At 46.9% G+C, this 25191-nt stretch carries 22 protein-coding genes; all 22 read right to left on the bottom strand.

The features are described from left to right. Nucleotides 1-74 precede the first annotated feature (74 nt). Entirely contained in the window at nt 75-1337 is a 1263-nt protein-coding gene (locus tag SELR_RS13490) for an RNA-guided endonuclease InsQ/TnpB family protein (protein ID WP_014425769.1), read from the bottom strand. After that, on the bottom strand, nt 1321-1923 hold the full coding sequence (locus SELR_RS13495) for an IS607 family transposase (RefSeq protein WP_014425770.1): 603 nt from the start codon (nt 1921-1923) through the stop codon (nt 1321-1323). Before SELR_RS13495 ends, SELR_RS13490 begins: the two co-directional genes overlap by 17 nt. 96 nt (nt 1924-2019) lie before the next feature. Further along, on the bottom strand, nt 2020-2922 hold the full coding sequence (locus SELR_RS13500; RefSeq protein ID WP_014425771.1) for a VirK/YbjX family protein: 903 nt from the start codon (nt 2920-2922) through the stop codon (nt 2020-2022). Between the two features lie 36 nt (nt 2923-2958). Next, nucleotides 2959-3453 carry a hypothetical protein gene (locus SELR_RS13505; protein WP_158645820.1) on the bottom strand — a complete coding sequence of 165 codons (495 nt, stop codon included), beginning with the start codon at nt 3451-3453 and terminating at the stop codon, nt 2959-2961. Between the two features lie 163 nt (nt 3454-3616). Further along, nucleotides 3617-4690 carry a glycosyltransferase family 4 protein gene (locus SELR_RS13510; protein WP_014425773.1) on the bottom strand — a complete coding sequence of 358 codons (1074 nt, stop codon included), beginning with the start codon at nt 4688-4690 and terminating at the stop codon, nt 3617-3619. Beyond that, nucleotides 4687-5628 carry a glycosyltransferase family 17 protein gene (locus tag SELR_RS13515; RefSeq protein ID WP_014425774.1) on the bottom strand — a complete coding sequence of 314 codons (942 nt, stop codon included), beginning with the start codon at nt 5626-5628 and terminating at the stop codon, nt 4687-4689. The genes SELR_RS13510 and SELR_RS13515 overlap by 4 nt, the downstream gene beginning before the upstream one ends. A gap of 29 nt (nt 5629-5657) precedes the next feature. Beyond that, entirely contained in the window at nt 5658-6722 is a 1065-nt protein-coding gene (locus tag SELR_RS13520; RefSeq protein WP_080585480.1) for an NAD-dependent epimerase, read from the bottom strand. Then, nucleotides 6676-7842: a nucleotide sugar dehydrogenase gene (locus SELR_RS13525; RefSeq protein WP_014425776.1), complete on the bottom strand. Its 1167-nt coding sequence runs from the start codon at nt 7840-7842 to the stop codon at nt 6676-6678. The genes SELR_RS13520 and SELR_RS13525 overlap by 47 nt, the downstream gene beginning before the upstream one ends. Nucleotides 7843-8154: 312 nt before the next feature. Next, the gene (gene tenpIN / locus SELR_RS13530) at nt 8155-8586 is read right to left on the bottom strand and encodes a type III toxin-antitoxin system TenpIN family toxin (protein WP_014425777.1); all 432 of its coding nucleotides are present in this window, start codon (nt 8584-8586) and stop codon (nt 8155-8157) included. A 224-nt stretch (nt 8587-8810) separates the two neighbouring features. Then, nucleotides 8811-10349 (bottom strand): L-lactate permease, encoded by a 1539-nt coding sequence (locus SELR_RS13535; protein WP_014425778.1) that lies wholly within the window; start codon nt 10347-10349, stop codon nt 8811-8813. Nucleotides 10350-10395: 46 nt separating this feature from the next. After that, complete coding sequence (locus SELR_RS13540) at nt 10396-12432, bottom strand: LTA synthase family protein (protein ID WP_014425779.1); 2037 nt, start codon at nt 12430-12432, stop codon at nt 10396-10398. A gap of 21 nt (nt 12433-12453) precedes the next feature. Next, nucleotides 12454-12960, bottom strand: a complete 507-nt coding sequence (locus SELR_RS13545) for a D-glycero-alpha-D-manno-heptose-1,7-bisphosphate 7-phosphatase (protein ID WP_014425780.1) — start codon at nt 12958-12960, stop codon at nt 12454-12456. Then, nucleotides 12944-13930 (bottom strand): ADP-glyceromanno-heptose 6-epimerase, encoded by a 987-nt coding sequence (gene rfaD / locus SELR_RS13550; protein ID WP_014425781.1) that lies wholly within the window; start codon nt 13928-13930, stop codon nt 12944-12946. The genes SELR_RS13545 and rfaD overlap by 17 nt, the downstream gene beginning before the upstream one ends. A 13-nt stretch (nt 13931-13943) precedes the next feature. Next, the gene (rfaE1, locus tag SELR_RS13555; RefSeq protein ID WP_014425782.1) at nt 13944-14921 is read right to left on the bottom strand and encodes a D-glycero-beta-D-manno-heptose-7-phosphate kinase; all 978 of its coding nucleotides are present in this window, start codon (nt 14919-14921) and stop codon (nt 13944-13946) included. 3 nt (nt 14922-14924) lie between these two features. After that, entirely contained in the window at nt 14925-16076 is a 1152-nt protein-coding gene (locus SELR_RS13560) for a glycosyltransferase family 9 protein (RefSeq protein ID WP_014425783.1), read from the bottom strand. A 2-nt stretch (nt 16077-16078) separates the two neighbouring features. Beyond that, a complete protein-coding gene (locus tag SELR_RS13565; protein ID WP_014425784.1) occupies nt 16079-18022 on the bottom strand; it encodes an LTA synthase family protein in 1944 nt (647 codons plus the stop codon). Further along, nucleotides 18023-19045 carry a glycosyltransferase family 9 protein gene (locus SELR_RS13570; RefSeq protein WP_014425785.1) on the bottom strand — a complete coding sequence of 341 codons (1023 nt, stop codon included), beginning with the start codon at nt 19043-19045 and terminating at the stop codon, nt 18023-18025. It abuts the gene before it with no gap. Between the two features lie 4 nt (nt 19046-19049). Next, nucleotides 19050-19511: a D-glycero-beta-D-manno-heptose 1-phosphate adenylyltransferase gene (gene rfaE2 / locus SELR_RS13575; RefSeq protein WP_014425786.1), complete on the bottom strand. Its 462-nt coding sequence runs from the start codon at nt 19509-19511 to the stop codon at nt 19050-19052. 11 nt (nt 19512-19522) lie between these two features. Then, a complete protein-coding gene (locus SELR_RS13580; protein ID WP_014425787.1) occupies nt 19523-20509 on the bottom strand; it encodes a bifunctional heptose 7-phosphate kinase/heptose 1-phosphate adenyltransferase in 987 nt (328 codons plus the stop codon). Nucleotides 20510-20515: 6 nt separating this feature from the next. Continuing rightward, nucleotides 20516-22045 (bottom strand): LPS-assembly protein LptD, encoded by a 1530-nt coding sequence (locus SELR_RS13585; RefSeq protein WP_014425788.1) that lies wholly within the window; start codon nt 22043-22045, stop codon nt 20516-20518. Nucleotides 22046-22178: 133 nt separating this feature from the next. Beyond that, entirely contained in the window at nt 22179-23570 is a 1392-nt protein-coding gene (locus SELR_RS13590; RefSeq protein WP_014425789.1) for an aspartate ammonia-lyase, read from the bottom strand. A 170-nt stretch (nt 23571-23740) separates the two neighbouring features. Next, complete coding sequence (locus tag SELR_RS13595; RefSeq protein ID WP_014425790.1) at nt 23741-25165, bottom strand: DASS family sodium-coupled anion symporter; 1425 nt, start codon at nt 25163-25165, stop codon at nt 23741-23743. Between the last annotated feature and the right edge of the window lie 26 nt (nt 25166-25191).

Genomic DNA, 25191 nt, shown 5'->3' on the forward strand with positions numbered 1-25191 from the left:
TTTTTATAAACTTTGTTGCTCATTAACTGCTCTCGACAAGCCGAGTAAGGGCAAGCCCTCACCAAGCAAGCGGTCTACGCAGCAACTACCACAACTGGACGTAGCACTACGCCCTCTACCCCGTCTGCCGAAACATTCGGGAATACTTTCCTCAGGATCTGAAACGCTCCATTGACATCAGCGTTTATCAACCTGCCAGTATTGGACTTAAAAAGCCCACGATGAACTCGTCTGTTCTTGTCATAGTTTTTCTTGCCTGGTTCTTCTCCATCCAGAAATGATGTACCGCTCGTATAACTCTCCTCGGTGAGGACGACTGCTATGCCTTTCTCCTTAGCTTTGTACTCTATCATCCGGATCAGTCGTGCGAAAGGAAGCTGGACAAAATGCTGGTTCACCCGTTTGGACAGGCGGCTCTCCTGCTTCCATTCCTTGTTCTTGCCTATGACAATAGTTGAGATGTCCTGCTGGACACATTCCTTGATTATCAGTTTACTCGCCTTGTGCATGTAATCGTCTATGCGGCGATTCCTCTTGGCGGTCAGCCTGTCGATTCGTGCCGAGGAATATCTGCCGGAGGTCATCCTGCAGACGCTTTTCCAGTAGGCAAGTTCTTTATTGTAGAACTGATTTACAGATTTGGGGACTTTGCCATTCACGATCAGCGGCGCGGCTCCTGTATTGGCTGCCATCGTCAGCAGGTTGTCCACGCCTATGTCAATGCCCGCATACCTGCCGTTCTCATTCATCTGCGGCACGGGCTTTATGGTGTAGACAATCTCCATGATAATGTATGCGCCGCTAGGAACGAACCTTACCTGCTGGAATGTATCAAATTTCCTGCCAGTATCTTGGTGATTGACAAATTTTGGCACAACATGGAAGCCTCTGAATGTTTTCGGAAAACGAATCTCACCATTCACCAGCTTGCAGTTTTGGTTTGTCATGACGAGAATGAATTGGCCATTCTTTTCTTTGTATTTTGGTAGTTTAGGCCGTCCGAGATATTTTTCCTTATGTTGCTTCCAATCGTTGATGGCGGCAAAGAAAGATTTCCAGTTCTTGTCGAGCAGGCGAAGCACCTGTTGAGCTGATTGGGCTGTGGGCATAGCTCTGTAATCGGGATATTCCAGGTCATGCTTTAGAATTTGATCAAGCTCCTTATATCTAGTCCAATAGCCATCTTTGATGAACCTGCTGCGGACAATGTAATTGGCATGATTATAAAGATTCTTGGCCCTGTGGCAGAAATCTCCAATCAGGGAAAAACAAGGGGAGGACGGACGAATAAGATGCTTCTCTACGCGAGTCAGCGATTCATTATCCTTCATCGACATCGTCAACCGCCTCCTTGATTTTCTTGAGCCTCCTGCGACTGGAATACAGTTTCATAGAATAGCAGTGCAGGAGATTCTCAATCTCCTCAAACACTTCCTGTGTGTCCAGCTTCACGGAGCCAACCTCGCTCATGACCACTATTTCGCAGTTGTACTTCTGGAACAGGTGATGGAAAAGTTCAAATCCCACGCGGGAAAGTCTATCTTTATAGGTAACCACCACTCTCTCAACATGGCCTTCAAGGACTTCATCCAGCATCTCGAAAAAATCTTTGCGCTTCTCAAAACTTATCCCGCTGGCAATATCGGAATATATGCCTGAAATGGTGTAGCCATTGGAAAAACAGAACTGCTTCAATAAGGAAATCTGATTTTCAAGGTCTGGCTTCTGCTTGGCTGTCGATACACGAGCGTAAATAAATGTTTTCCGCTTCATGTCCTTATTCAAAAAGCCGTACACATCTTCTTCATTGTAGTCATAACGCTTGTTGGGCAGGACAGTCACTCGGATTATGCCAGTTTTGACATACTTGGTCAGTGTAGGGCGTGTTATTCCAAGGACACGGAGCACATCTTTGGCTAACATGATACAATCCTCCTTCCTTGGCTTGATTATACCATATATTATATAAAATATGAATTTTAATTTAATATTTTTAATGAATCATTACACTATATAAAATCACTTACATAAAAATCCTATATTATCTCTTATTGCATTATCTATCTCATCCAGCAATGCATATCTTTTACGATAATTAGCTCGTTTTCTAGTAGGAACTTCTTCCATAGTTTTGCGATATTCTGTCAAAGGCAACTCATAGAAACGCTTATCTTTACAAGGAATCCCACCTGACTCTGCCCAAAAGTCACTAAAGCTGTTCTTCAACTTGCGATCGGTACGTATATGATTCATAGCGTAATAACCGTAATTTGTCACAGCATAGATATGTTTTAAGCCAAGAGCTTTTGCAACCTCTTGTGTAGCATGCAAAATCAAATTTTTGGTACGATAAGCATGACACCGTTTCGTTAATTGCTTAATAACTTCGCGGGCATTTTCCATGTTAGGCCCTTGCATTGCCCCAATCCACAAAGACCACTCTCCACTCTTATCTGGCGCTATCCAAAACATGATCTGATATAATATACCACTATCAGCAGCCACCAGTCTAATAGAAAGTAATCCTTCTTTGCGTTGTCCTGGATGATACATCAACTCTAAATGAAGAGTCTCTCCGTCATCAGAAGATTCCCAAAGAATTTTTTCCTTTTTCGAATACAAGTCAATAATCTCGTTTTCTTTGAGATTATCAATCAAAAACATCATATGTTTCTCGACTAGATCTGCCCGCTCCTCAAAGGTTGATTTATTATAAAAAAAAGCTCTCGTAGGCTGCTCATATACAAACGGATATATATCAGCAATTTTAGCCAGCAACTCACTGCTGACAAAAAATTTTTCCAACCGCTTCATGCGCAACGGATGAAGCATGCAGCGCCCCCGAAAAACTATATAGCGCCGAAACTCACGAGGATTATCCAAATTATATATTTTTTTTCCTATTTTACCAAAATCTAACATAACAACCTCTTATCAGTATGAAAATTCTTCTAAATTTCAATTTCTTAACGCATATATGTCACTAACTACACTTTTTCTAATTTGCAATCCCGAAAAATTAATTATCCATCCTAAAAACAATATTATAAATATCTCCAAAACCACGCCACATAGATATATTAATAATTCATCACCTATTGATAAACTATCAAAAATATGATTTAACAACGTATCATATCCCAAGCCAGTAGCAGTAAAAACCAAGGTTATAGCCCCCAAAAAGAGCTTCATAGCCCACTTAATTATTTCGTATAGCATTGGCAAAAAAGTATTATCGACTTCATATATCGATAATTCACGTTTCAATTGATATGTACGCCATCTTTTAAAATGATTCTTCTCCCTTTCATAATATAATCTTCTATTTCTAGCAGTTCCCAGTCTATTATTATACACATATATAATATATGCACAAAATATAAACAAGCCCACAAAGAGTGACTTTAAAATATGTATAACTCCATATGACTTCATCTCACTAATAGATACCATTACTGTCAATCCAGCAAAAATTACACATAAAATCAACAGTATAATTATACATTTATAATTTCTTTTCATTGTTTTACAACTAATTTCATTTCTAAATTGTCTACTGTATTCATTTTTTGTTATAATGATCAGTAATTCTAAAAAAACTAACAGTGACAGCATCCTATACCCTTTCCACTATTCTTGTATAAATCATATTCATATTAGCCATCCACTTACTCATAGTAAAGTTATCATATATTTTTTTCTTAGCTTTCTTTCCCATCTCATTGCATAATATATTATCACTTCTTAGCAGTCGTAATTTTTCTGCTATTTCATCTGCGCTACCGGGCTTTACCAGAATTCCATCTACATTATCATCAATAATTTCTATCTGCGCACCATTATTAGAAGCAATCACTGGTTTGCCATGATACATCGCCTCACAAATGGACAAGCCAAAGGCCTCTCTAACTATCGATGGACACACCATCACATCTACATCGTCATAAAACGAGTCCATATCGCTAACATATCCCAGCCATTCTATATTGTCACATTTTTTTCCGCTAAGATACCTTTTTATTTTTTGAGCGTATTCTGTATTATCATCACCAGCAATTTTTAACACACTTCCATGATCCGCCATCTGCATAAACGCATCGATCAGATATAGCAAGCCTTTATTTTCAACTATCCGCCCTGCATAACCAACAACAAAGTCATTCGCATCTTTCTTGCGCTGAATAACGGCATGAGCATCAGTTTTTTCTACGCCATTATAAACCACATATGTTTTTTGCTTCATCCAGTCTGGCATATCCAGTTCCTGACACTTTTTTACCAGATTAGACACGCATATAAATGCATCTATCCTTTTGTAAATAATCTTATGAATAATATCTTTTTTATTTCTTATCGCATTATGTCTATATGCAATAAGTTTTACAGGCATCCCTATTATAGCCAGTATTATTAATGGAATTACTCTTCCTGTATGTGTATGTACAACTTGTATATCATTCTTTTGTATAAAACTTCTCAACCCCTTGATAAATCCCCATAGATTTATCCACTTTACCTTCAAAGAACATACAGTGCCAACCTGTTCAAACATTGGCCGCAATACTTTTTCATTACCATCTATTACAACATAAACACCATATCCATTTTTTTTTAGTGTTTTGCACATTGACAAAGCGGCTGTTTCACCACCGCCCCATACTTTTGCTGATACTATGTGCAAAACATTCATTTACTTTCCTCCAATCTTTTTTCATATTCGCCTACCATAATCCCATATCGATCTGCCAGCCATTGTATTTGTGGAACATTCATTGTATCAATCGAATGTCGATTAAGTTTTTCATTTCGCCACCAAATCAATCCTTCTGCCAACTGTTCTTTCACAAAATCTTCCTGCTCCTTCGGAGGTAATTTTAGTACAGGGTTGTTTACACCACCTGAGATTGATTTGATTTTGTTAAGTACAGCTTTAGCCCCACCCATAGATGAAAAATGCCAACCATTTTCTATCATCGGTAATTTATTGCGTAAATCTCGCAATCTCTGCGGTTCAAGCATATTTTTATATAATGTAATAATTGTCCCACACCAATGAGATGCACATTCGTAATTCACATAGAATTCAAACATACGTTGCTCTGATACTACAGGACTCTTCTCTAAAAATTTCTGTATACTATCTTGTTCAGCTCCAATCATTAACGAACGAATAAAGCAACGTAAATTGCGGGATACCCCATTAATCCCACTACGCTCTGCAACATACCCAAACGTACGCCAAGTACGCACATCCACTTTATCTTCTTGAATTTTCTTCAGCACTTCAGGATCTGGGAATTCATCAATATCCCCTATCATCACGATGTCATCTGGTTGGCAATCTGTCAAACCACGGGAAATACAATTGCGCTGAAATATCTGAATTGACCAATTATCCTTACACTCTATTTTATCTGTTACTTGAATATACCTTATTTTATCCGCATACTGCGAAAATCGCTCCTTATTTTCTGCGAAATAAAAAGGCTTAGGTTTATTTTGAAAAGTGCGATCTGACTCTACTATTATAAAGTAATCGACAATATCATAGAGCATTTTAAGACGCCATTCCAACAACTCAAACTCTTTATAAAATGTAAAGCCATCATATATTTTTCTACGCACCATAATTTATACTCCTAACAACTACTATAATTTTACACACCATAATAACCCCTATACCAAGCAGCAAATTTTTCCAGTCCATCTGCAATAGTAGTAGCAGGACGGAAGTCAAAATCACGTTCTAATTCACTTACATCAGCATATGTCTGGTAAACATCCCCGGGCTGCATAGGCAGGTATTCTTTTTCCGCAGTCTTTCCCAATGCCTTTTCCAAAGTATCTATGAAATCCATGAGTTTTACCGGGCTATTGTTACCGATATTGTATACCTTGTATCGATCGCCTGCACCGTCGGCCTTTGGCGGATTACACAACATATGCTCAATGCCGGTAACAATATCATCCACATAGGTAAAATCACGAAGCATATCACCATTGTTATAAATCTTGATAGCCTTGCCATCCCGGATAAGATTGGCAAATTTGAAGTATGCCATATCCGGGCGCCCATAAGGGCCGTACACAGTAAAGAAACGCAATCCCGTAGCTGGAATATCATAAAGATGGCTATAAGTAAAGGCCATCAATTCATTGGACTTTTTCGTTGCAGCATAGAGACTGATGGGATGATCTACATTATCCGTGGTGCTAAAAGGTGTTTTCTCCTGATTGCCATACACAGAAGAACTGGATGCGAATAACAAATGCTCCACCGGGTTATGGCGGCAAGCCTCCAGAATATTAAAGAACCCAATTACATTGGAGTCGATATAGCTGCGGGGATGGTCAATACTATAACGTACGCCTGCCTGGGCACCTAAGTTTACTACAATATCCGGCTTTTCATCCGTGAACAGCGTCCTAACTGCGTCCTCATCAGCCAAATCACCTTTGATGAATTTATAACGTGGAAAAGTGCGCAAAATTGCCAGACGACTTTTCTTTAGAGACACGTCATAATAATCATTGCAGTTATCAAAGCCAATGATTTCTGCCCCGGCCTCCAAAAGCCTCTTAGACAAGTGAAAGCCAATAAAACCAGCACCTCCGGTAATCAAAACTTTTTTTCTTTTATCAAATTCTTTATAGCTAGCCAATTTACTTGCTCCCTTAATCCCTGCTGAAAATATCTCTGGTAAAAACTTTTTCTTTGACATCGGCCAACGAATCATGCCAACGATTGGCTACAATTACATCACTACGTTCCTTGAACTCCGTCAGATCCCGCACTACTTCTGACCGGAAGAAATTATCCTCTTTCAAGGTCGGCTCATAAACAATACAGGGAATGCCCTTAGCCTTTATACGTTTCATGATGCCCTGGATGGCACTGGCACGGAAGTTATCCGAAGCTGTCTTCATCGTCAGGCGGTAAATTCCAACCACCTTCGGCTGTTTCGCGATAATCGCATCTGCGATAAAATCCTTACGGGTACGATTGGCCTCAACCACAGCCTCAATCAGATTCTGAGGCACATCCTGATAGTTTGCTAAAAGCTGCTTAGTGTCTTTGGGCAGGCAATAACCGCCATAGCCAAAGGATGGATTATTATAAAAATCACCAATCCGTGGATCAAGGCTGACTCCACGGATAATCTCGCCTGTATCCAGCCCCCGAGCGGCTGCGTAGGAATCCAGCTCATTAAAATAAGCCACGCGCAAAGCCAGATAGGTATTGGCAAAGAGCTTGATTGCTTCTGCTTCAGTGGAGCCTGTAAACAAAATAGGGATATCGGTCTTCACTGCACCATCCGCCAAAAGCTGGGCAAAGGTGCGAGCCCGCTCTGAGGATTCCCCCACAATAATGCGGGATGGATGCAAATTATCATAAAGAGCCTTGCCCTCGCGCAAAAATTCCGGTGAAAAAATGATATTCTCTGTCTGATACCGCTTTTTCATCCGTTCCGTATACCCAACCGGCACTGTAGACTTAATTACCATAACTGCCTGGGGATTTATGTCCAGAACTTCCTCAATCACCATTTCCACGGAAGACGTATCAAAGAAATTTTTTTCCGGGTCATAATTCGTCGGTGTGGATATGATTACAAAATCCGCATCTGCAAACGCCTCATGCGCATCTATGGTAGCACGGAAATCCAACTGCTTATGTGTCAGAAAATCCGAAATATCTTCATCCACAATAGGAGAAACTCCACTATTCAGCATCTCCACCTTTGCCGGTACAATATCCAAAGCCACAACCTCATTATGCTGTGCCAGCAAGATCCCGTTTGACAGGCCCACATAACCTGTACCTGCAATTGCGATTTTCATGCCAACTAACCTCTTTTCCTAATATCAACTGCGCTTTATGGACTTTACGTGAAAATCAAGCAAATATAACACAACTGCCACGACTTATTCAGCCCCTACGCCTTGATTCGAAGCCAGTTGCTGATTATCGTACTCCCATCGCCATAAAAACTTACTAACATCTAATTATACTACATCCCACAAAAAAAATCCGCACTTTCCGTGCGGATTAAGGTGTTTTATTCACTTATCAAGTTATAACAGGGCGCCGCCAAAGTATACCAACAGGCCCAGCGGGGTGATGAAAGGCAGGTAGGCCCGCCAATGTAGCGGTCAAATATAGTCCTCAAAATATTGTAGCGTAGAAAAATTACAAAGATTTCTGTTTCTGTCAAGTGATAAGTCCTTTTTCGCCTCTTTGTATTTCTTAATGTATTTACGCAACTTCGTCTCAATGATATATTCTTTACCTATCAGAGAGGCAAACTCATTATCAAGAATATACGGAGTTTTTGTATCATCTATGTCTTTTGAGCTTTCGATAACAACAGCCTTAGAAAAATCTAGCCCACAGCCATTCTTCTTATCTGTCCAAAGTACAAATTTGTGTTTTATATGTGAACGCATAGGAATAGCGTACTGTACGCCATCGATCTCTACGCATACTTGGATATATGGTCTGTCCTGTTTTTGCTCTATTTCTGTATGTTGTTGTTCTTTATGTCTTGCGTAAAATTCTTTTGACAAAAATACAAACTTGTTCATTATTACTTCCAAAAACAAGAAAAGCCCTCAAATGAGGGTTCTTCTCAGTGAGCTTTCTTTTGTGCCGGTCGTGGCTCTACGACCCATCTTCTCAGTGAGCTTTCTTTATAACGTCGTGGCTCTACGACATTTCTTGCCTTATCCTTGACTATATGATATCACATAGTTACAACCAAAGCAAGCTTTTTAGAAAAAGGATCAAGGTGTTTTATTCACTTATCAAGTTATAACAGGGCGCCGCCAAAGTATACCAGCAGGCCCAGCAGAATGATGAAAGGCAGGTAGACTTTCATGGACAGGGCCAACAGGCGGCTTTCACTGCCACGGCCAGCCACGCCGATAGCGGCTACGCCGATGGCAATGCTCTGAGGGGCGATAAGCTTGCCTGCACAGGCACCAGTGGCATTAGCGGCGGCAATCCAAATTTGTGCATCCTGAGGTGCACCGATGGCCACAGCCGCATCCATCTGGAGTTTGCCCAAGAGGATACATGTCGATGTAGCCGAACCGGTAATGAAACCGCCCACCGAGCCGATAAAGGCCGCAATGGCAGGATACATCAAACCAGTGGCGGCCACGGTGTTATCGGCAATGGTAGTGGTCATACCGCTATAGCCCATAACCTTGGCCGTGGCGATAATGGAAATAATCGTAATGAAGGTAGGCCTCAGGCTGAGCACCGTTTTCCCCAGTACCTGCACCATATCCGCCACAGAGGTTTTCTTGATCAGTCCGCTGACAAAGGTGGCAAAGAAAATCACCATGCCCGGCGTGGCAATCCAATGGAAGGTATAGGGACTGCCTCCTTCACCTTTGTAAATAAGCACCGAGGTACGAATCTGGGAAATAGAATCGTAAATCGTGGGCACCAGCTTGCTGGTCAGCAACAACAAAACAAAAATCAGTACAAAGGGCAGCCAGGCAAGAATGGCCTGCTTTTTAGTCACTGGCGGCATTTCCGCCCGCTGCAGCACATAAGCCTCATTCTCCACGGAAAAGAGACGCACCGCACCGATAATGGCCCCCATAGTACAAATGGCACCTGCCACCCCGGCAAGTTCCGGCCCAAGGAAATAGGATACCCCCAACTGGGCCAGCACATAGCTGACACCTGCAGCCGCGCATACCGACACCATGCCCTTGATGGCCTGCAAGCCGCCACCGGCGATGGCCACCATCAGAAAAGGACAGAACAGTCCCAGAATGCAGATTTGCAAAGCCACATAAGTGGCCAGCTGAGCCGAATCCGTGCCCATAATCCCCGAAAGGGTGACTAATGGAATACCTATAGAACCATAGGCCGAAGGCACGAAATTTGCCACCAGGCACACAGCTACAGCACTGACCGGATTGATGCCCATGCCAGCCAGCATACTGGCAGGAATGGCCACAGCGGTGCCAAAGCCCGCCATGCCCTCCAGAAAGCCGCCAAAACCGAAGGCAATCAGGAGGATCAGCACCCGATAGTCACTGCTGACGGAATTCAGCATGGCCTTGATGATCTCCATGCCGCCGGTATGGACAGACAGATGGTACGTGTAAATCGTAGCCGTAATAATCAGCAGAATAGGCCAACAGGCCAAAGCCGTGCCTTCTAAAACCGCACTGGCCATATAATCAAAGGGCATCCCGAAGTAAATCACACTGGCAAACAACGACAACAACAGAGCCACGGGGCAGGCCTTCCAGGCCGCCATTTTCAAACCAGATAGTGCCACAATCAGCCACAGGATGGGCAGTATAGCGAAAAACAACAAGGTCACAGAACTCACCTCTTCACTTTGTATTGAAAATTTGCTCTATAATTGCTTAGTTCGTCAAGACAATGTTTTTTTCCTGTTTGTTAATCAGTAATTCTGGATGCTTGATAAAATAACCGCTGAATTCACTGTATGCATCCCGTTCGGCCACAAATAAAGCTTCATGTTCTATTGGCAGCATTTGCGACGAAACAGCTAAGGACTGACTGGTATTGTTTCTATAGTCCCCAATACTATCCTCTGTCAGCCAGCAATACGGCGTTACTACATGGTCTATCTTTTCCGTCAACGAGGGAAACAAGGAATAATATTCATGTCCAGCCGGTGCCAATAATTCCATAAGCGTGGGTAAAATGTTCAAATGCCCACCAATGGTATTGCCTGCCAACATATCAGGTGTCAGCTCTCTATGGTACATGGCAAAAGAGGTTAGCACCTTTTCCCTAAGAGAAGGTGCGTGCCTTTTTGTGACGCCATATTCATAAGGAATAAGTCCTGTAGTATGGTCACCGGTAACAATAAACAGGGCATCCGGATATTTTTCCTGCATACGCTCAACGAATTTGCATAAAGCCTGGTCAGCATACCAGATTCCCTGCATCTTGCGCCGCGTTTTCTTATCTTTTTTCATGTCATCCGATACATCAGGCATGATCTGATCCAAATCAGCCCCATATTCATCATAAGGCATATTATACGGCCCATGATTGGATGTGGTATAAAGAAAATGGAATTCGTAGCGGTCTTTTTTTGCCTGCTCAATGTTTTCCGCAGCTGCTTTTAAAAATAAATGGTCATAAATTCCCAGCCATGTACGCGGTGCCCCGGGCTCACAGATATCCGGCCCCCCATGATATTCATCAAAGCCTGTAGTCGGAATAAAATGATCCAAACTGCCCCAATTAAGACTGCCACCATACCAAAAAGCCGTATGATAACCTAATTTCTTTAATTGAACTGCCATCGACAAAGGCGTTGTCCCCTGCCAAAAAGCCCTGCTTTCATTCAATTCCAAGTCAGCATCATAGATTCCTGACAATATACTTGCCAAAGAGGGTGCAGAAACCATCCCACCAGGAAGGAAATTATTGATGGCCAAGGTATGTGGATTCTGCCGAAACTTCTTGCTGGCCTCCATCAGATTCAGCTTATCATACAAAGAATCAAAAGGCGCCTGACCATGGCTCTCAGCAAAAAGCAGAAAAATTTTGCGTGGTTTGGTGATCTTTGCCCCACCAGCCCGACGTACAAATTTTGACCATGGTCTTTGCCAGTCAAGCCCTGCCGGAAAAACCTTCGTCATAATTTCTCTGGATTCTGCTTCTGTATGCCGCAGCGCATCGCTGAGTTTATTATGGAAGGCAATTTCCAAGGCAATTAATGCATCCATGGACATTTTGCCTAAAAATTCATCCTGCTTTACATAGACAGGAACCTCATCCCATTCCGGTTTCTTGCGATGGTCCAATGTACCACCATACCGAAGCCAATAGAACGTCATTACGGCCAAAACAAAGACGACAGAATTCACCCCATATTGCAGCCAGGAATCAGCAAACAAAACAGGATATGGAACTTTTGGCAACCAACATGCAGCCTGAGCACTATAATACATCACCAGCCCATACGGAATGATCCCCGCCATAATCCAACCGCCATTATTCTGATTAAAGAAAATATCCGCTAAGTTGTTCTTATCCGCGTTACGCCCCAAACGCACAGTAGCATTATAAACATCATGGAAATGATAATAAAATATCATATTCCCCCAGGAAGCAAGATATATTATCAGCAGATAAATGACAAGTCCTACCGCACGTATATCATTCGCTATTTCATAATACGCAGGAAAAAAACTGGCGGGAATAGATACCAATACCATCGAAATCAAAAAAACATAGGCATTGAAATCCAGGCCCCACCAAAATCCATAGTTGAAGCAGCCCCGAATACGCCGCCAATCATGACGAGATTCGTCCGGAGCAAACCTCCAGATAAACACTGCTCTGAACAATGCACAAACCAATGCCGCTAACATCACTAACAGCAGATCACATTGTATTCCCTCAAAAAATTTTGCAAACAATGGCATAACCACCTCTTTACATCAACAAAAATCCTTTATACATTCCAGTAAATTTCCAGTCTGATAATGGATTCCTGTTATCCCCGCCCGCCGGGCACATTCCATATCCCTGTCACCATCACCGATCAGAAAGGATTTCGACCGGTCAATATGGAACTTTGCGCAGGCTTCATCTACCATTCCTGCCGCAGGTTTGCGACAAGTACATTCTTTTGCATATTGCAGAACCTTGCCTGTGGGATGATGAGGGCAGTAAAAGAGCGCATCCAGGTGCGCTCCGATTTTACTCAATTCCTCATTCATCCAGTTGTAGACGTTGATGACATCATCTTCCGGATAATAGCCTCTGGCCACGCCGCTCTGGTTGGTGACGAGAATTGCCAGATAGCCTTTGTCATTGACATATTTGATGGCTTCTTTGGCCCCTTCAATCCAGATAAAATCCTCCGGACGATGCAGGTAGTCGATGTCCACATTCAATGTGCCATCCCGGTCAAAGAAGACTGCCTTATTACTCGTTGTAGTCAAAATAACCACCTTTGTTGAGGAATTCCACATATTCTTTGACCGCTGCCTTCATTTCATGGAAGCCCTCGTCATAACCGGCAGCCAGCAGATTGGTCGGATCAGCTTCGGTGTAATTCTGATATTTGCCCTTGAGGACTTCCGGGAAGTCACGATAGGCAATTTCACCCTTGCCCATGGCCTCGATGACTGCTTCCGCCACTTCATTATAGGTATGAGCCTGGCCCGTGCCGCAGTTGTAGATGCCGCTCTTGCCCTTGTTTTCCCAGAACCAGAGGTTCACATTGACCACGTCTTTGACATAGACGAAGTCACGACGCTGCTCACCGTCTTTGACCGGCGTGCCGTTAATATCGCCCCAGCCCTTGAACAGGCGAACCTTGCCCGTTTCGTTGACCTGATTGTAAAGCTGATAGAAGATAGACGCCATCTTGCCCTTATGATGTTCCTGCGGGCCATAGACGTTGAAATACTTCAGCCCTACGATCTGGCTGCGGGCTTCCGGCATCACCTGACGCACATAGCGGTCAAAGGCCAGCTTGGAGAAGGCATAAGGATTCAATGCATCCTCACATTCATCACCCTCGCGGAAACCGTTCTTGCCGCTGCCATAGGTGGAAGCAGAGGAAGCATAGAGGAAGGGAATGCGGTGCTGCAGGCAGAAGTGCAACAGGGACTTGGAATACTCGTAGTTCACGCGCATCATATAGTTCACATCGTATTCCATGGTATCAGAGCAAGCGCCCTCATGGAACACCGCATCGATATCCGTGCCATCGAAATCATCGTTTTCAATGCTCTGCAGGAAATCATCCTTATGCTGGTAATCAATGAACTTAAGCCCGCGCAGATTTTTGTAATTCTGCCCGTCCTTCAGATCATCTACCACCAGAATATCCGTACGGCCGCGACGATTGAGTTCCTTGACAATATTACTGCCGATAAACCCGGCACCACCAGTAACAATAATCATGAAAACATCCTCCTTATTTCAAAACTTCTAATAGTTCTTCTTTGCTTACAGCATAAGTGCCCAGCTTGGCCACCACTACACTGGCTGCCATATTGGACATATAGGCGCTGACCTCCGGTTCAAGTCCTCCGGCCAGCCCCAAGGCAAACACCCCAATAACCGTATCCCCGGCACCGGACACATCAAAGACTTCCTGTGCCTTGGTGGGTATATGGATAACACCATCCTTCATAACCAGAGACATGCCATGTTCCGAGCGGGTAGCCAGCACCTGTTTGATGCCGAACTTGTCCATCACGAAGCGGGCCGCCTTTTCAATGTCCTCATCTTGATTTTTTATTTTAGTGGGCAAAACCGCACTTAATTCCTTGAAATTCGGGGTAATATAATCTGCTCCCCGATATTTTTCCCAATCCGTGCCCTTGGGGTCAACCAATACCGGCACCTTCTGGGCATTGGCGGCCTTGATGATCATCTGACAGGTTGCCTCTGTGCAGGCGCCTTTGCCATAATCCGAGATAATGACCGCATCCACGCCTTCCTGGAGGCGGGCTGCCACAAAATTATGGAGCCGGTCTGCAAAGGCCCCCTCCACATCCTCTGCTTCCTCAAAGTCCAGACGAAGCATCTGCTGATGGCCGCCGATAACCCTGAGTTTCGTAGTGGTGGGCCGGTCCGTGGTAATCAGCCCCTTGTAATCGATGCCTCGGGCCGTAAACTTGTCCGTGAGGCTCTGGCAGTGATAATCATCCCCCACAAAGCCGGCAATGCCAATCTGGCATTCCAACCGAGCCAGATTATGGGCCACATTGGCAGCCCCGCCCAAGGTTTCCTTCTGACTGGTCACCCGCGTGACAGGCACCGGTGCTTCCGGGGAAATGCGGGTGACTTCACCGTAATAATATTTATCCAGCATGACATCCCCTACCACCAGCAGGCGGCATTTCGCCGCATTACCGGCGATAAAGTCATACATGATCTGCTTATCCATCCGTTATAAATCTCCTTTGGTTAGTTCCACCACCCGGCACTGATAGTCTCCCGGATGATCCGGCAGCTGGCAGGCAGGCAGCCCTTGGAATTCTTCCAGCAGCGCCCATACATAATGCATGACTGCCGCCACGGGAATATTGACCATACAAGCTGGCCTGTCACCATGCCCCTTGGGGCATTCATGGATGCCGCAGGGATGGCAGGGCTCCGGTGTCTTGATGAGCACCGAACGTCCATCATAGGGATAAAAGCCTGGCACCGGCGAAGCCCCAAACATGGTAACCACCGGCACATTCATGGCCACGCCAATATGCATAGGGCCGGAATCCGTCGTGAGCAACAGAGAGCACCTGCGCAAAAGACCGGCTAAGACAGCCAGACTGACCTGACCGGTAAATACATGCAAATTGGGACTGTCTTTCTGTTCCATCTGTCCGCGGCATTTTTCCACAATAGCCAGATCCATGGGGCCGCCGAAAAAAGCGATTTTATAGCCCTTTTCCAGCAACTGATCGGCACATTGGGCAAAATAACTGTCCAGCCAGCGCTTCGTCGTCCAGCTGGCACCGATATTAAAGGCAACGACCTTATCTTCCGGAGCAAAATGCTCCTGCCAAAGTTTATCCGCCAGTTGCACATTTTCCTCACTGAGCACCATTTCCAGACCGCCATCATAAGGTTCGATGCCCAGCCCCTGACGCAGCACATCCATATGCGAATGAACCTGATGCTGGGTGCCGGGAATCCGCCGCTTCCCCGCCCGCCGGGCCAGGGAAGGATTTTTCATGACCTGGGTAAAGCCTGATGCAAACAATGGCTTGCTGTAACCGATAATCTTCTTGGCCCCGCTCAGCGCAGCAATGGCCGAGGAGCGTTCATTGCGATGCAGATTGATGACCAGATCATAACGGGCCGCCCGCACCCTGCGAATAAAACGCAAGACCGCCAAAAGACTTTTATCCGTACCCTTTTTATCCATAAACAGACACGCATCCAGATGGGGGTTGCACTCCACCAGATCCTGCCAGCGGCTGTCAGCCAGCAGAGTAAGACGTGCCGTCGGATAGGCCCGGCGCAAAGCCTGCAGTACGGGCGTGGTCAGCATCAAGTCGCCAATCTGCATCATATTGATTATCAGGATATTATGATACAATACTATTTCACCTCTTTCTGATCCACCATGATCTGCCACCAAGCCAACGTACGCATTTTTCTCAGAAAAGGTTGCATCTTCTCCCGTTCAGCAGCAAAATCTGCCGGCCCTCCCCCAGGCAGCAGCTCTGTTTTTCCATCTTCGATACGCCCTATTACCTTATCCGTCAAAAATGTATTGCGATTAAAAGCTGCCGGCCACTCTCCCAAAGGAGGTGCCACCGACTTATAAACAAATCCCTGTGGTGCAATCAGCTCGAGTATCGTCGGGACAATGCCCGTACACCCACCCACGGCATCTGCAGGCAGGATATCTTTATTTATCCCCCGACCATACAGCACCAGCGGCACAGACTGATATTCAAACAACGAGGGTTGCGGCCCTGGATTAGAACGCACAGCATGGTCGCCTGTTATGACAAAGAGACTGTCAGGATAACGCTCCTGCACCTTTTGGACAAAATTCGTGACCACCTTGTCCATATACCAGTAATGGCCCAACTCCCGCGCCAGATCAGCTGGTTTGGCTTCCTCAGGAATAAGTTCTCTAACCAGCTTTTCCATCGCCTCCACATCGAAGCCTTCCTTATGCAAATCGAGATTATAAGGCGGATGATTGGTCGTAGTCATAACTACATGTACTGTGGGCTCCTCATCGTCCAGATGGCGAAACAGCGACGCAAACAAATACTCATCGTCCGTTCCCCAAGGCGTTGTCTTAGGAGCGCCTAACTGCGGATAACCATAAAATTGATCAAAACCTTGAGCTAATGCCAAACGGCTTATATCATCCCAGGAGGGAGCCCCCCCATACCAAAAGTCCACTTGATAGCCAAGCTCATGAAACGGCTTAGCCATAGCCGTGGCATAAAGACCATGATAGGTGCGCGGCTGATAATTCACGCGGATATTCACATCCGGCAAACCAGTAATCAGACCGGTTATGGCCACAGAAGTAAATTCACCATTAGGCATGAAATTGCGGGTATAGTAACCTTGTTCAGAATTTATCAGGCTCTTAAGGCCATCGGCCAGATGCATTTTTTCATACTTGGGCAAAAGCGGCCATTGCATGCCGGTCTCTTCCAACACGATGAAAATATGTCTGGGCTTGAAAATTTGGGCTCCCGCAGCCTTATGTGTCAACAGTCTGTCCGCCTCATCTGCCGTCAGACTGTAAGCAAAATCCTTATCTACACCATATATATCGCCGGCTTGCATGCGTCTCTCCATCTGCACAGCCCGATACAATCCCTGTATATCATCCAAAATACATTCATTGAGGAAATCATCCCGCGTTATCGCGCAATGTTCCCAGTTTACTCCGGTAGCATAGGAAAATCCACCGCCCCATCGACAAAAAAACATAACGATGAATGTCAGCAGGAAAGCAATGATGCCAGATTGCACTTTATGCTCAGGCCGGATACTTCCCACAACTGGAATAGACAGTATATAGCGTAAGGCCAACGTCAGGACGCCTGCCACCAGAACAGCCACTGCCAGCCATTGAATCAGACCATATTGGCTGACCATTGTCCCCAGCAGAGCAATCTTATCATCATGAAGGCCCTGAAAGACCTGCATGCTATAGGTCGTACGAAACTCTTCATAGTACGGAAACCGGGCAATAAACAGAACCGTCAACAGGAAATTCGCCAGAGCCCCTACCACCAGCCTTGCCCGCCCCCAATTCAGACGCGGATTTAACAGAGCTGGCAATGTAGCCAGCAGGAACCCCAGCAAGGCAATCCCACCAGCACCTTTCATCGAAAGGCGCAGGCCTGTGAAATTGGCCTGCAAAATATCCGACATGTCAGCAGCCGGCCCCATGGACTCCGCCATTCCGAACATAAAAAGCAACCGGTAAACAGCCAATAAAACGAGGAAAAACAGCAACATCCGCAAATCCAGCTGGATATTTTGCCAGTAGGTAGTTAAGCGCATTTATAAAATCTCCTTGATTTTTGTCGTAACCATCTCCGTGGTAATATCTTCCATACACTCCTTGTCAAGGCCCTTGGGGCAGACGCGTTTCCAGCAGTAACGACAATCCCTGCTGATGGTCACGGCATTCTCCATCTGTGTATAGGGTCCTGTCCGCTGGATATTGGTGGGGCCAAGCAGCATAACGGTCTTCGTGCCCAAAGCCAGGGACAAATGACCGGGGCCAGTATCGCCGCAGACCGTAAGTTCCGCCCCCTGCAGCACTGCTGCCAGTTGAGGCAGGGTGGTTCGGCCCACCACATTGACCGGCGGCACTTCGGTCAGGGATTCGATTTCCCTTGCCCATTGTTCCTCCACCGGGCCGCCGCCCACCATCACGGGAATCAGTTTCTGCTCATAGAGCCAATCGGAAAGTTTCGCATAGCCCTCCGAGGTCCAGCGCTTATTGGGGGCACTGGCACCAATAACCAGCGCCACATAGGGATTGGCCGCATTCATACCGCACTGGGCCAGCAGCCTGCGGGCAATATCCTGTTCCCGTTCCGGCACCTCGATGGGAAAGACAATTTTTTCCGGACGGCAGCCTAAGAAACGTGCCACATCCAGATACTGCTCGATTACATGATTATGGGCATTGGCCCCTACGATCGGCCGGCTGATCTTTTCACTGCCTTCCCGCATAAAGCAGGTGCCAATCTTCTCTTTTGCGCCCGCCACCCAGGTAATGGCAGCGGATTTGAACAGCCCCTGCAAGTCCAGGGATACATCGTAGCGGCGACGCTTCAACTGCCGCTTCAGACTGGGGAAGTTTCGCAAGAAGCCCCGCAGGGAACGGAATTCCTTTTTGTGGAAAATAATCAGTTCATCGATCAGCGGCACCATCTTAAGAATCTCTGCTGCGGCCGGTTCAGCCACCCAGGTGATATGGCAATCAGGATATTTCTCCTTTAGTGCATAAGCTGTCGGCAATGCATGGATCACATCCCCGATGGCACTTAATTTAACAATCAAAAAGTTTTTCATATGCTTAACTCTTTATCTTATTGATGATATTCGTCGTGGAACGGCCCTCTACCATATCGATAAAGGCCACCTTACCACCATAACTCTGCACTATCTTCGCCTCTGGCAGAGTGTCCAGCGTATAATCGCCGCCCTTGACGTAGACATCGGGCCTGACTTCGGCGATAACCGCCTCAGCCGTCTGTTCCCCGAAGAACACCACATAATCCACCGCTTTCAGGGCTCCTACCACCTTAGCACGATCCATTTCTCCATTGATGGGACGCTCAGGCCCTTTAAGCCGGCGTACGGATTCATCAGTATTCAGCCCCAAAACCAGCACATCTCCCTGAGCCTTGGCTGCTTCCAAATAAGTTACATGCCCGGCATGGAGGATATCAAAACAGCCGTTGGTAAAGACAACTTTTTGGCCGCCCTTGCGCAGGATTTCACAGAATTTGGCTATATCTTTGCGTTCAACTAACATTATATACTCCTTTAATGCAATGCCCGACGCAGTTCCTCAGCGGAAACCGTTGCCGTTCCCAGCTTGCGCACGGCAATGCCGCTGGCAATATTGCTGAGTTCTGCAGCCCGCACCGGCTCCACACCGGCCGCCAAAGCCAAAATCACCGTGGCGACGCAGGTATCACCGGCACCGGATACATCGAAGACTTCGCTTTTATCCGCCACAGGAATATCATGGATGGCGCCATCCTGTTCCAACAGCACCATGCCCCTTTCGCCCCGGGTTACCAATACGCCATCAGCATTCAATGCTTCCAGCAGTTCCTGTCCGGCAGAAAAGATACTCTCATCATCAGGCAGTTCCCGGCCCACAGCGGCAGCCAACTCAGCATCATTCTGCTTTACATAGCCAATATCCTTGAATCGACGAATATCATAGCGGCTGTCCACGATACTGGGAATATCATGGGCACGGCAATAGGCGATAATCTGCTGCTGCAGTTTTTCCGTGACCGTACCGGAACCATAGTCACTGATAACCACACCGTCCATCTTGGGCAAAAGTCCCTTGATATACTGGCTGATCTGGCTTTCATGGGCTTTCTGCATAGGCTGATCGCTTTCCCTGTCGATGCGCACAATCTGCTGGCTTACCGTCGCCCGCCCCCCGGCGATCACGCGGGTTTTGGAAATGGTGGGCCGCTTTTCGTCACAGAACAGCCCCTCCGTATGGGCACCATTTTTTTCTAGCGCTTCTTTGAGCCCCTTGGCCGCGCTATCCAACCCAAGCAGGCCCACAGCAAAGACATTGCCGCCCAATGTAGCCACATTGTTGACCACATTGGCAGCCCCGCCAGCCACAACTTTCTCCCCGGCCTGCTGCAGCACCAGCACCGGCGCTTCCCGGGAAATGCGGGAAATGCGGCCATCCAGATAGATGTCCGCCACCATATCCCCAATGACAAGAATTTTTTTGCCCTGTATTTCCTCAATGATATTTTCTAATTCCTGTTTCATGCTCTATCACCACGGTGTAAACTGCCAGCGGATGTTCCACTTGTTATCCCGGGACTTGTAGCGCAGGATAATCTGGGAACAATGGAGGTCATGATACCAATAATAGTCGATATTACGCCAACGCTTGTGATCCAGATCATAACGGGTGCCCACAGCCAGACGGTTGATATCATCAATACGATAGCTGAAACCACCCTCCAGCTTCTTGGAGTAATTGTCATTATCGAAATCAAAGAGGCTATTGGCCTGATTTTTCTTATTGTAATGATAGCCGGCATAGGCTGCCCAGCGATCGTTGAAGTCTTTGGTCAACACCGCATCCCCACGCATGCCAGATACCCGTGAATTATCATAAGATTCCCGGGTGATGCCGTAGCCTGTTTGCAAATACAGGGTATAGCGATGGAACTTGATAGGATCATAGCCCAGGGAAACACTGTATTCACCATGATTACTATGCACACCATTGCCGTACCAACGGCCATACTCTGCACTAAGGCCATAAGTGAAATGTGTTCCATCGATATGGTCGTTATACTTCCAGAAGGCCGACGGTTCTTTCTTGATCCAATTATCATTACTATCTTCGAAATGACCATAAGTCACGCCGGTTTTCATGCCGCCATGCCGCCAAGTCAGGTCGTAATTGCTGCGCCAGCTATCCTTTGTATTGACAAAGATATTGGCATTGGCTGCCAGATTCTTCCGCAAGGGAAAACTCAGATCCCATTTGAGATACGCTCCATCATCACTAGTGTAGCCTACTCGAGGGAAAACATGCTTTTGGCCAGCTCCCTCTCCCACACCAGCTTCATAATGCTTGCGGGAAAAGAGCACCTGACCGCGGATATAGAACTTCACATGATCCATCACAATCTTCTGATTGGGATAATAGACGATTTTGTCAGCCGCCAGATGATAGTCCGGCTTCTTGGCTCCGCATTTTGTCTCCGTGCCATTATAAACCACAATCCGGTCCGGATAGAATTCAAAGCGTTTGCCGATAATATAATGAGAACCCGCCTTGCCCTTTACATCTTCCAGCGAACCGGTTTTGGTGCCATAGTTATAGTGGGCCTTGTAACCATCCAAAGTTACACGCACCTGTCCCGGTGTCATCTGCAGGATATGGGACTTATCCGGGATATTCACGTCCTGGCTCTTGGTATTGCCCGTGACTTCCTCCCCCTGGAAACGATGGGCATCCATCTGCAGGATATCCACTTTTCCCTTGGCAATAAAGCTGCCATCCCGCTCATCATAGGTGAGCTCCTCGCCTTCAAAGGCCACTGGCGCAGCCTTCTTTGGATCTACAGGATGACGCAGATTCTTTTCCATGGCCTTGGCATCCGCCAGCAGCTTCTTCTGCTCCTCCGTCAGTCGATTTTCTCGCTCGCTGCGGTGCTGATTTTCAATGTAATCCAATGCGTTAATGCCTGTATCGGAATCTGCGTGATATTCTGCGCTGGCTGTCCCGCCCAACAGGGGCAGGAAAAGCGCCGCCGTCACCAGCCCCGCAAGCCTTTGTTTATTCATTAAAATTCTCCTATCGTCAGGAATTCTGCTTCCAAATCAATACCTTATATTTTAACACCGATATCCATAAAATAAAAGTGCCCGCCCCGGAAGGCAGGCACTTTATTTATGGAAATGTTATTGGTCTGGCAGATTATTGGCCGGCAATACCCGGAGTCGTCATTTCTCTCGGCTGCAGGATCTTCTCCATCTTCTCCTTGGAAATCAGGCCTTTCTCAAGGATGACTTCGCGCACCGGACGGCCCGTGTTATAGGCTTCCTTGGCAATCATCGCGGAATTCTCATAGCCGATATGCGGCAGCATAGCCGTGACGATGCCTACGCTCTTGTCGAGCCATTCCTGGCACTGTTTCTCATTTGGCTGCAGGTCAAGGAGCAGCTTGTCCACAAAGGTATTCACAGCATTGGTCAGGAACTTCATGGAATTGAAGAGGTTGAAGCTGATGACCGGCTCCATGACGTTGAGTTCGAACTGACCGTTCTCCACGCCCAGGGACACGGCAATATCATTGGCCACTACCTGATAGCAGGCCTGGTCGAGGACTTCGGCGATAACCGGATTGACCTTGCCCGGCATGATGGAGGAACCCGGCTGACGCATGGGCAGCTTCAGTTCGTTGAGGCCGCAGCGGGGACCGGAAGCCATGAGGCGGAAGTCGTTGGCCATCTTGATGAGCACGAGGGCCGTGGTCTTCATGGCGCTGGACACATCGGAGAAACCATCCGTGTTGTTGGTGGCATCGATGATGTTGTCAGCGGTCACATATTTCTCGCCGGTAACTTCCGACAGAGTTTCGGCAATCTTCTTGATGTATTCCGGTTCCGCATTGAGGCCTGTACCTACAGCCGTACCGCCCATGTTCACCACATGGATGGAATCGATGGCGTGGTTGATGCGGTCAGCACCGCGGCGCACTGCGGAAGCATAGGACTGCATTTCCTGCCCCAGGGTGATGGGTACAGCATCCTGCAGATGGGTACGGCCCATCTTGAGGATATCCTTGAATTCCTCCCCCTTGTTGTCCAGCTCTTTGGCCAGTCTTTCGAGGGCAGCAATCAGCTTCTTGCCCTTATAGGACAGGCAGACCTTGATGCTGGTGGGGAAGGTATCGTTCGTGGACTGAGCCATATTGGCATGGTTGTTGGGGCTGATGATATCATAGCTGCCTTTCGGCTTGCCAATGATCTCCAAAGCACGGTTGCAGAGAACTTCGTTGACATTCATGTTCATGGAAGTACCGGCGCCGCCCTGAATGGGATCAACGGGGAACTGATCCAGCATCTTGCCCGCAATGATTTCGTCAGCAGCCTGAATCAGCGGCTCGCCAACTTCCTTCGGCATGCGGCCAGTGGACATATTCGCCATGATCGTGGCCTTCTTTACCTTGGCATAAGCCTGGACAAAATCGGAGTCAACCTTCTGTCCCGTAATCTTGAAATTCTCCATTGCACGGGTGGTCTGTACACCATAATATACATCATCCGGTACCTGCAGTTCACCAAGGAAATCATGCTCTGTTCTCATTTTTATCCACGTTCCTTTCCAACCTACGTCGAAATAACACACATCACATTTTAACCGCCAAAGATTGTCGCATTATTTATTGTTTATCGCCAATCCCTTAACTTGTTTCCCATTGTATCATGTATACAGAATACATTCAAGTACATTTTTAAAATTTTGTCCACGAAATTTTACAGCATTCCAATGATCTTCATGATCGGCAGGCCAACGCCCATCCAAACCACGATATGCAGCACGGTGATGATGAACCCGATCTTCCACCATTCGCCCTGCCCCATAAAGCCGGCACCGAAGAAAATCGGGGTTACGCCGCAGCCATAATGCGTCAGGAAGGAAGCACTGTTGCAGAGTGCGCCGAACAGGATCAGCACGCCCAATACCGGAGCACCGGCAGCCACGAGGATCGTGGCAAAAGCCGCGAACAGGGCCATGATATGGGCCGAGTTGCTGGCCAGCAGATAATGGGCCAGCGTATAGATGATGCTCAGCACCACCAGCATGGTCAGCCATTCCATGCCCGCAAACTGTGCGGCCATCACATCAGCGAACCATTTCATCAGGCCGAACTTGGACAGGAAGGCCGCCATATTGACCAGCACGCCCATCCAGACCAATACATCCCAGGCGGCATGCTGATGTGCCACATCAGACCAGTCGAGGATTCTCGTCAGAAGCATTGCCGAAAGGCCCATCAAGGCCACAAAGGCAGAGTCAATGCCATGGTAGGAACCTGTAGCCCAGAGAATCAAGGCAATCACGAAGATGAAGCTCAACATGATTTCTTTCGTGCTCATGGGGCCCATTTCCGAAAGTTCCCGTTTAGCCAGTTCCATGGTTTCCGGTGTGTTCTTGAGTTCCGGATTGATGAGTTTATAGAGGATATACGGCGTAGCTATGGTCAGGATCAGACCGGGGATGATGCAGGCCATAAACCATTCACCCCAGCCAATGGAGGTGCCGAAGATCTGCTGGGCCAGCGTGTTGCAGAGCACGTTGTTGGAAGCGCCCGTCAGGAAGATACAAGCAGAGGTGATGACTGCGGCATAGGCGCTGAACATCAGGAAGGCACCCGTGCGCACATTGGTTTTCTTATCGGCATCAGAACCAACCGCCGCCGTGATACTGCGGACAATCGGGAAGATGATACCACCGCCACGGGCCGTATTGGACGGCGTAAACGGGGCGATGACAAAGTCGGCAGCGCTCATGACATAAGCAACCCGCAAGGTGCTGCTGCCGAACTTGGACAGCAGCATATAGGAAATACGCTTGCCCAGGCCAGTCTTGATAAAGCCTTCCGCGAACATGAAGGCCGATACGATCAGCCAGATCATGGTATTGGAAAAACCTGCCAAGGCCTCACCGGTTTTCATTATCCCAAGAATCGGCAGCAGCGTCAGCGCAATCAGGGCAATGGCACCGATAGGCATCGGCTGGAGAATGAAACCGGCGATCGTGGCAATGAAGATAGCCAGCAGGCCCCAGGCCTGAGCCGTAACTCCGGCAGGTGCCGGAATGAACCAGATGATAGCTCCGATGGCCACACACATCAGGCCACGAATCAGCGGACTCAACCCGCCTTTAGAATCAGACATCTCTAATCCCTCCTAAAAAATATAAA

It is taken from the genome of Selenomonas ruminantium subsp. lactilytica TAM6421 (assembly GCF_000284095.1).
In the GTDB taxonomy this organism is placed as follows: domain Bacteria; phylum Bacillota; class Negativicutes; order Selenomonadales; family Selenomonadaceae; genus Selenomonas_A; species Selenomonas_A lactilytica.

Bases quoted from the DNA above. Each gene is read 5' to 3' on its own strand.
- SELR_RS13520 (WP_080585480.1), bottom strand. From the start codon at position 6,722: ATGTCAAAGAAAAAGTTTTTACCAGAGATATTTTCAGCAGGGATTAAG.
- SELR_RS13510 (WP_014425773.1), bottom strand. From the start codon at position 4,690: ATGAATGTTTTGCACATAGTATCAGCAAAAGTATGGGGCGGTGGTGAA.
- SELR_RS13565 (WP_014425784.1), bottom strand. From the start codon at position 18,022: ATGCGCTTAACTACCTACTGGCAAAATATCCAGCTGGATTTGCGGATG.
- SELR_RS13505 (WP_158645820.1), bottom strand. From the start codon at position 3,453: ATGGTATCTATTAGTGAGATGAAGTCATATGGAGTTATACATATTTTA.
- rfaD (WP_014425781.1), bottom strand. From the start codon at position 13,930: ATGATTATTGTTACTGGTGGTGCCGGGTTTATCGGCAGTAATATTGTC.
- SELR_RS13570 (WP_014425785.1), bottom strand. From the start codon at position 19,045: ATGAAAAACTTTTTGATTGTTAAATTAAGTGCCATCGGGGATGTGATC.
- rfaE2 (WP_014425786.1), bottom strand. From the start codon at position 19,511: ATGTTAGTTGAACGCAAAGATATAGCCAAATTCTGTGAAATCCTGCGC.
- SELR_RS13500 (WP_014425771.1), bottom strand. From the start codon at position 2,922: ATGTTAGATTTTGGTAAAATAGGAAAAAAAATATATAATTTGGATAAT.
- SELR_RS13595 (WP_014425790.1), bottom strand. From the start codon at position 25,165: ATGTCTGATTCTAAAGGCGGGTTGAGTCCGCTGATTCGTGGCCTGATG.
- SELR_RS13525 (WP_014425776.1), bottom strand. From the start codon at position 7,842: ATGAAAATCGCAATTGCAGGTACAGGTTATGTGGGCCTGTCAAACGGG.
- SELR_RS13515 (WP_014425774.1), bottom strand. From the start codon at position 5,628: ATGGTGCGTAGAAAAATATATGATGGCTTTACATTTTATAAAGAGTTT.
- SELR_RS13590 (WP_014425789.1), bottom strand. From the start codon at position 23,570: ATGAGAACAGAGCATGATTTCCTTGGTGAACTGCAGGTACCGGATGAT.
- SELR_RS13490 (WP_014425769.1), bottom strand. From the start codon at position 1,337: ATGTCGATGAAGGATAATGAATCGCTGACTCGCGTAGAGAAGCATCTT.
- rfaE1 (WP_014425782.1), bottom strand. From the start codon at position 14,921: ATGGATAAGCAGATCATGTATGACTTTATCGCCGGTAATGCGGCGAAA.
- SELR_RS13495 (WP_014425770.1), bottom strand. From the start codon at position 1,923: ATGTTAGCCAAAGATGTGCTCCGTGTCCTTGGAATAACACGCCCTACA.
- SELR_RS13585 (WP_014425788.1), bottom strand. From the start codon at position 22,045: ATGAATAAACAAAGGCTTGCGGGGCTGGTGACGGCGGCGCTTTTCCTG.
- tenpIN (WP_014425777.1), bottom strand. From the start codon at position 8,586: ATGAACAAGTTTGTATTTTTGTCAAAAGAATTTTACGCAAGACATAAA.
- SELR_RS13580 (WP_014425787.1), bottom strand. From the start codon at position 20,509: ATGAAACAGGAATTAGAAAATATCATTGAGGAAATACAGGGCAAAAAA.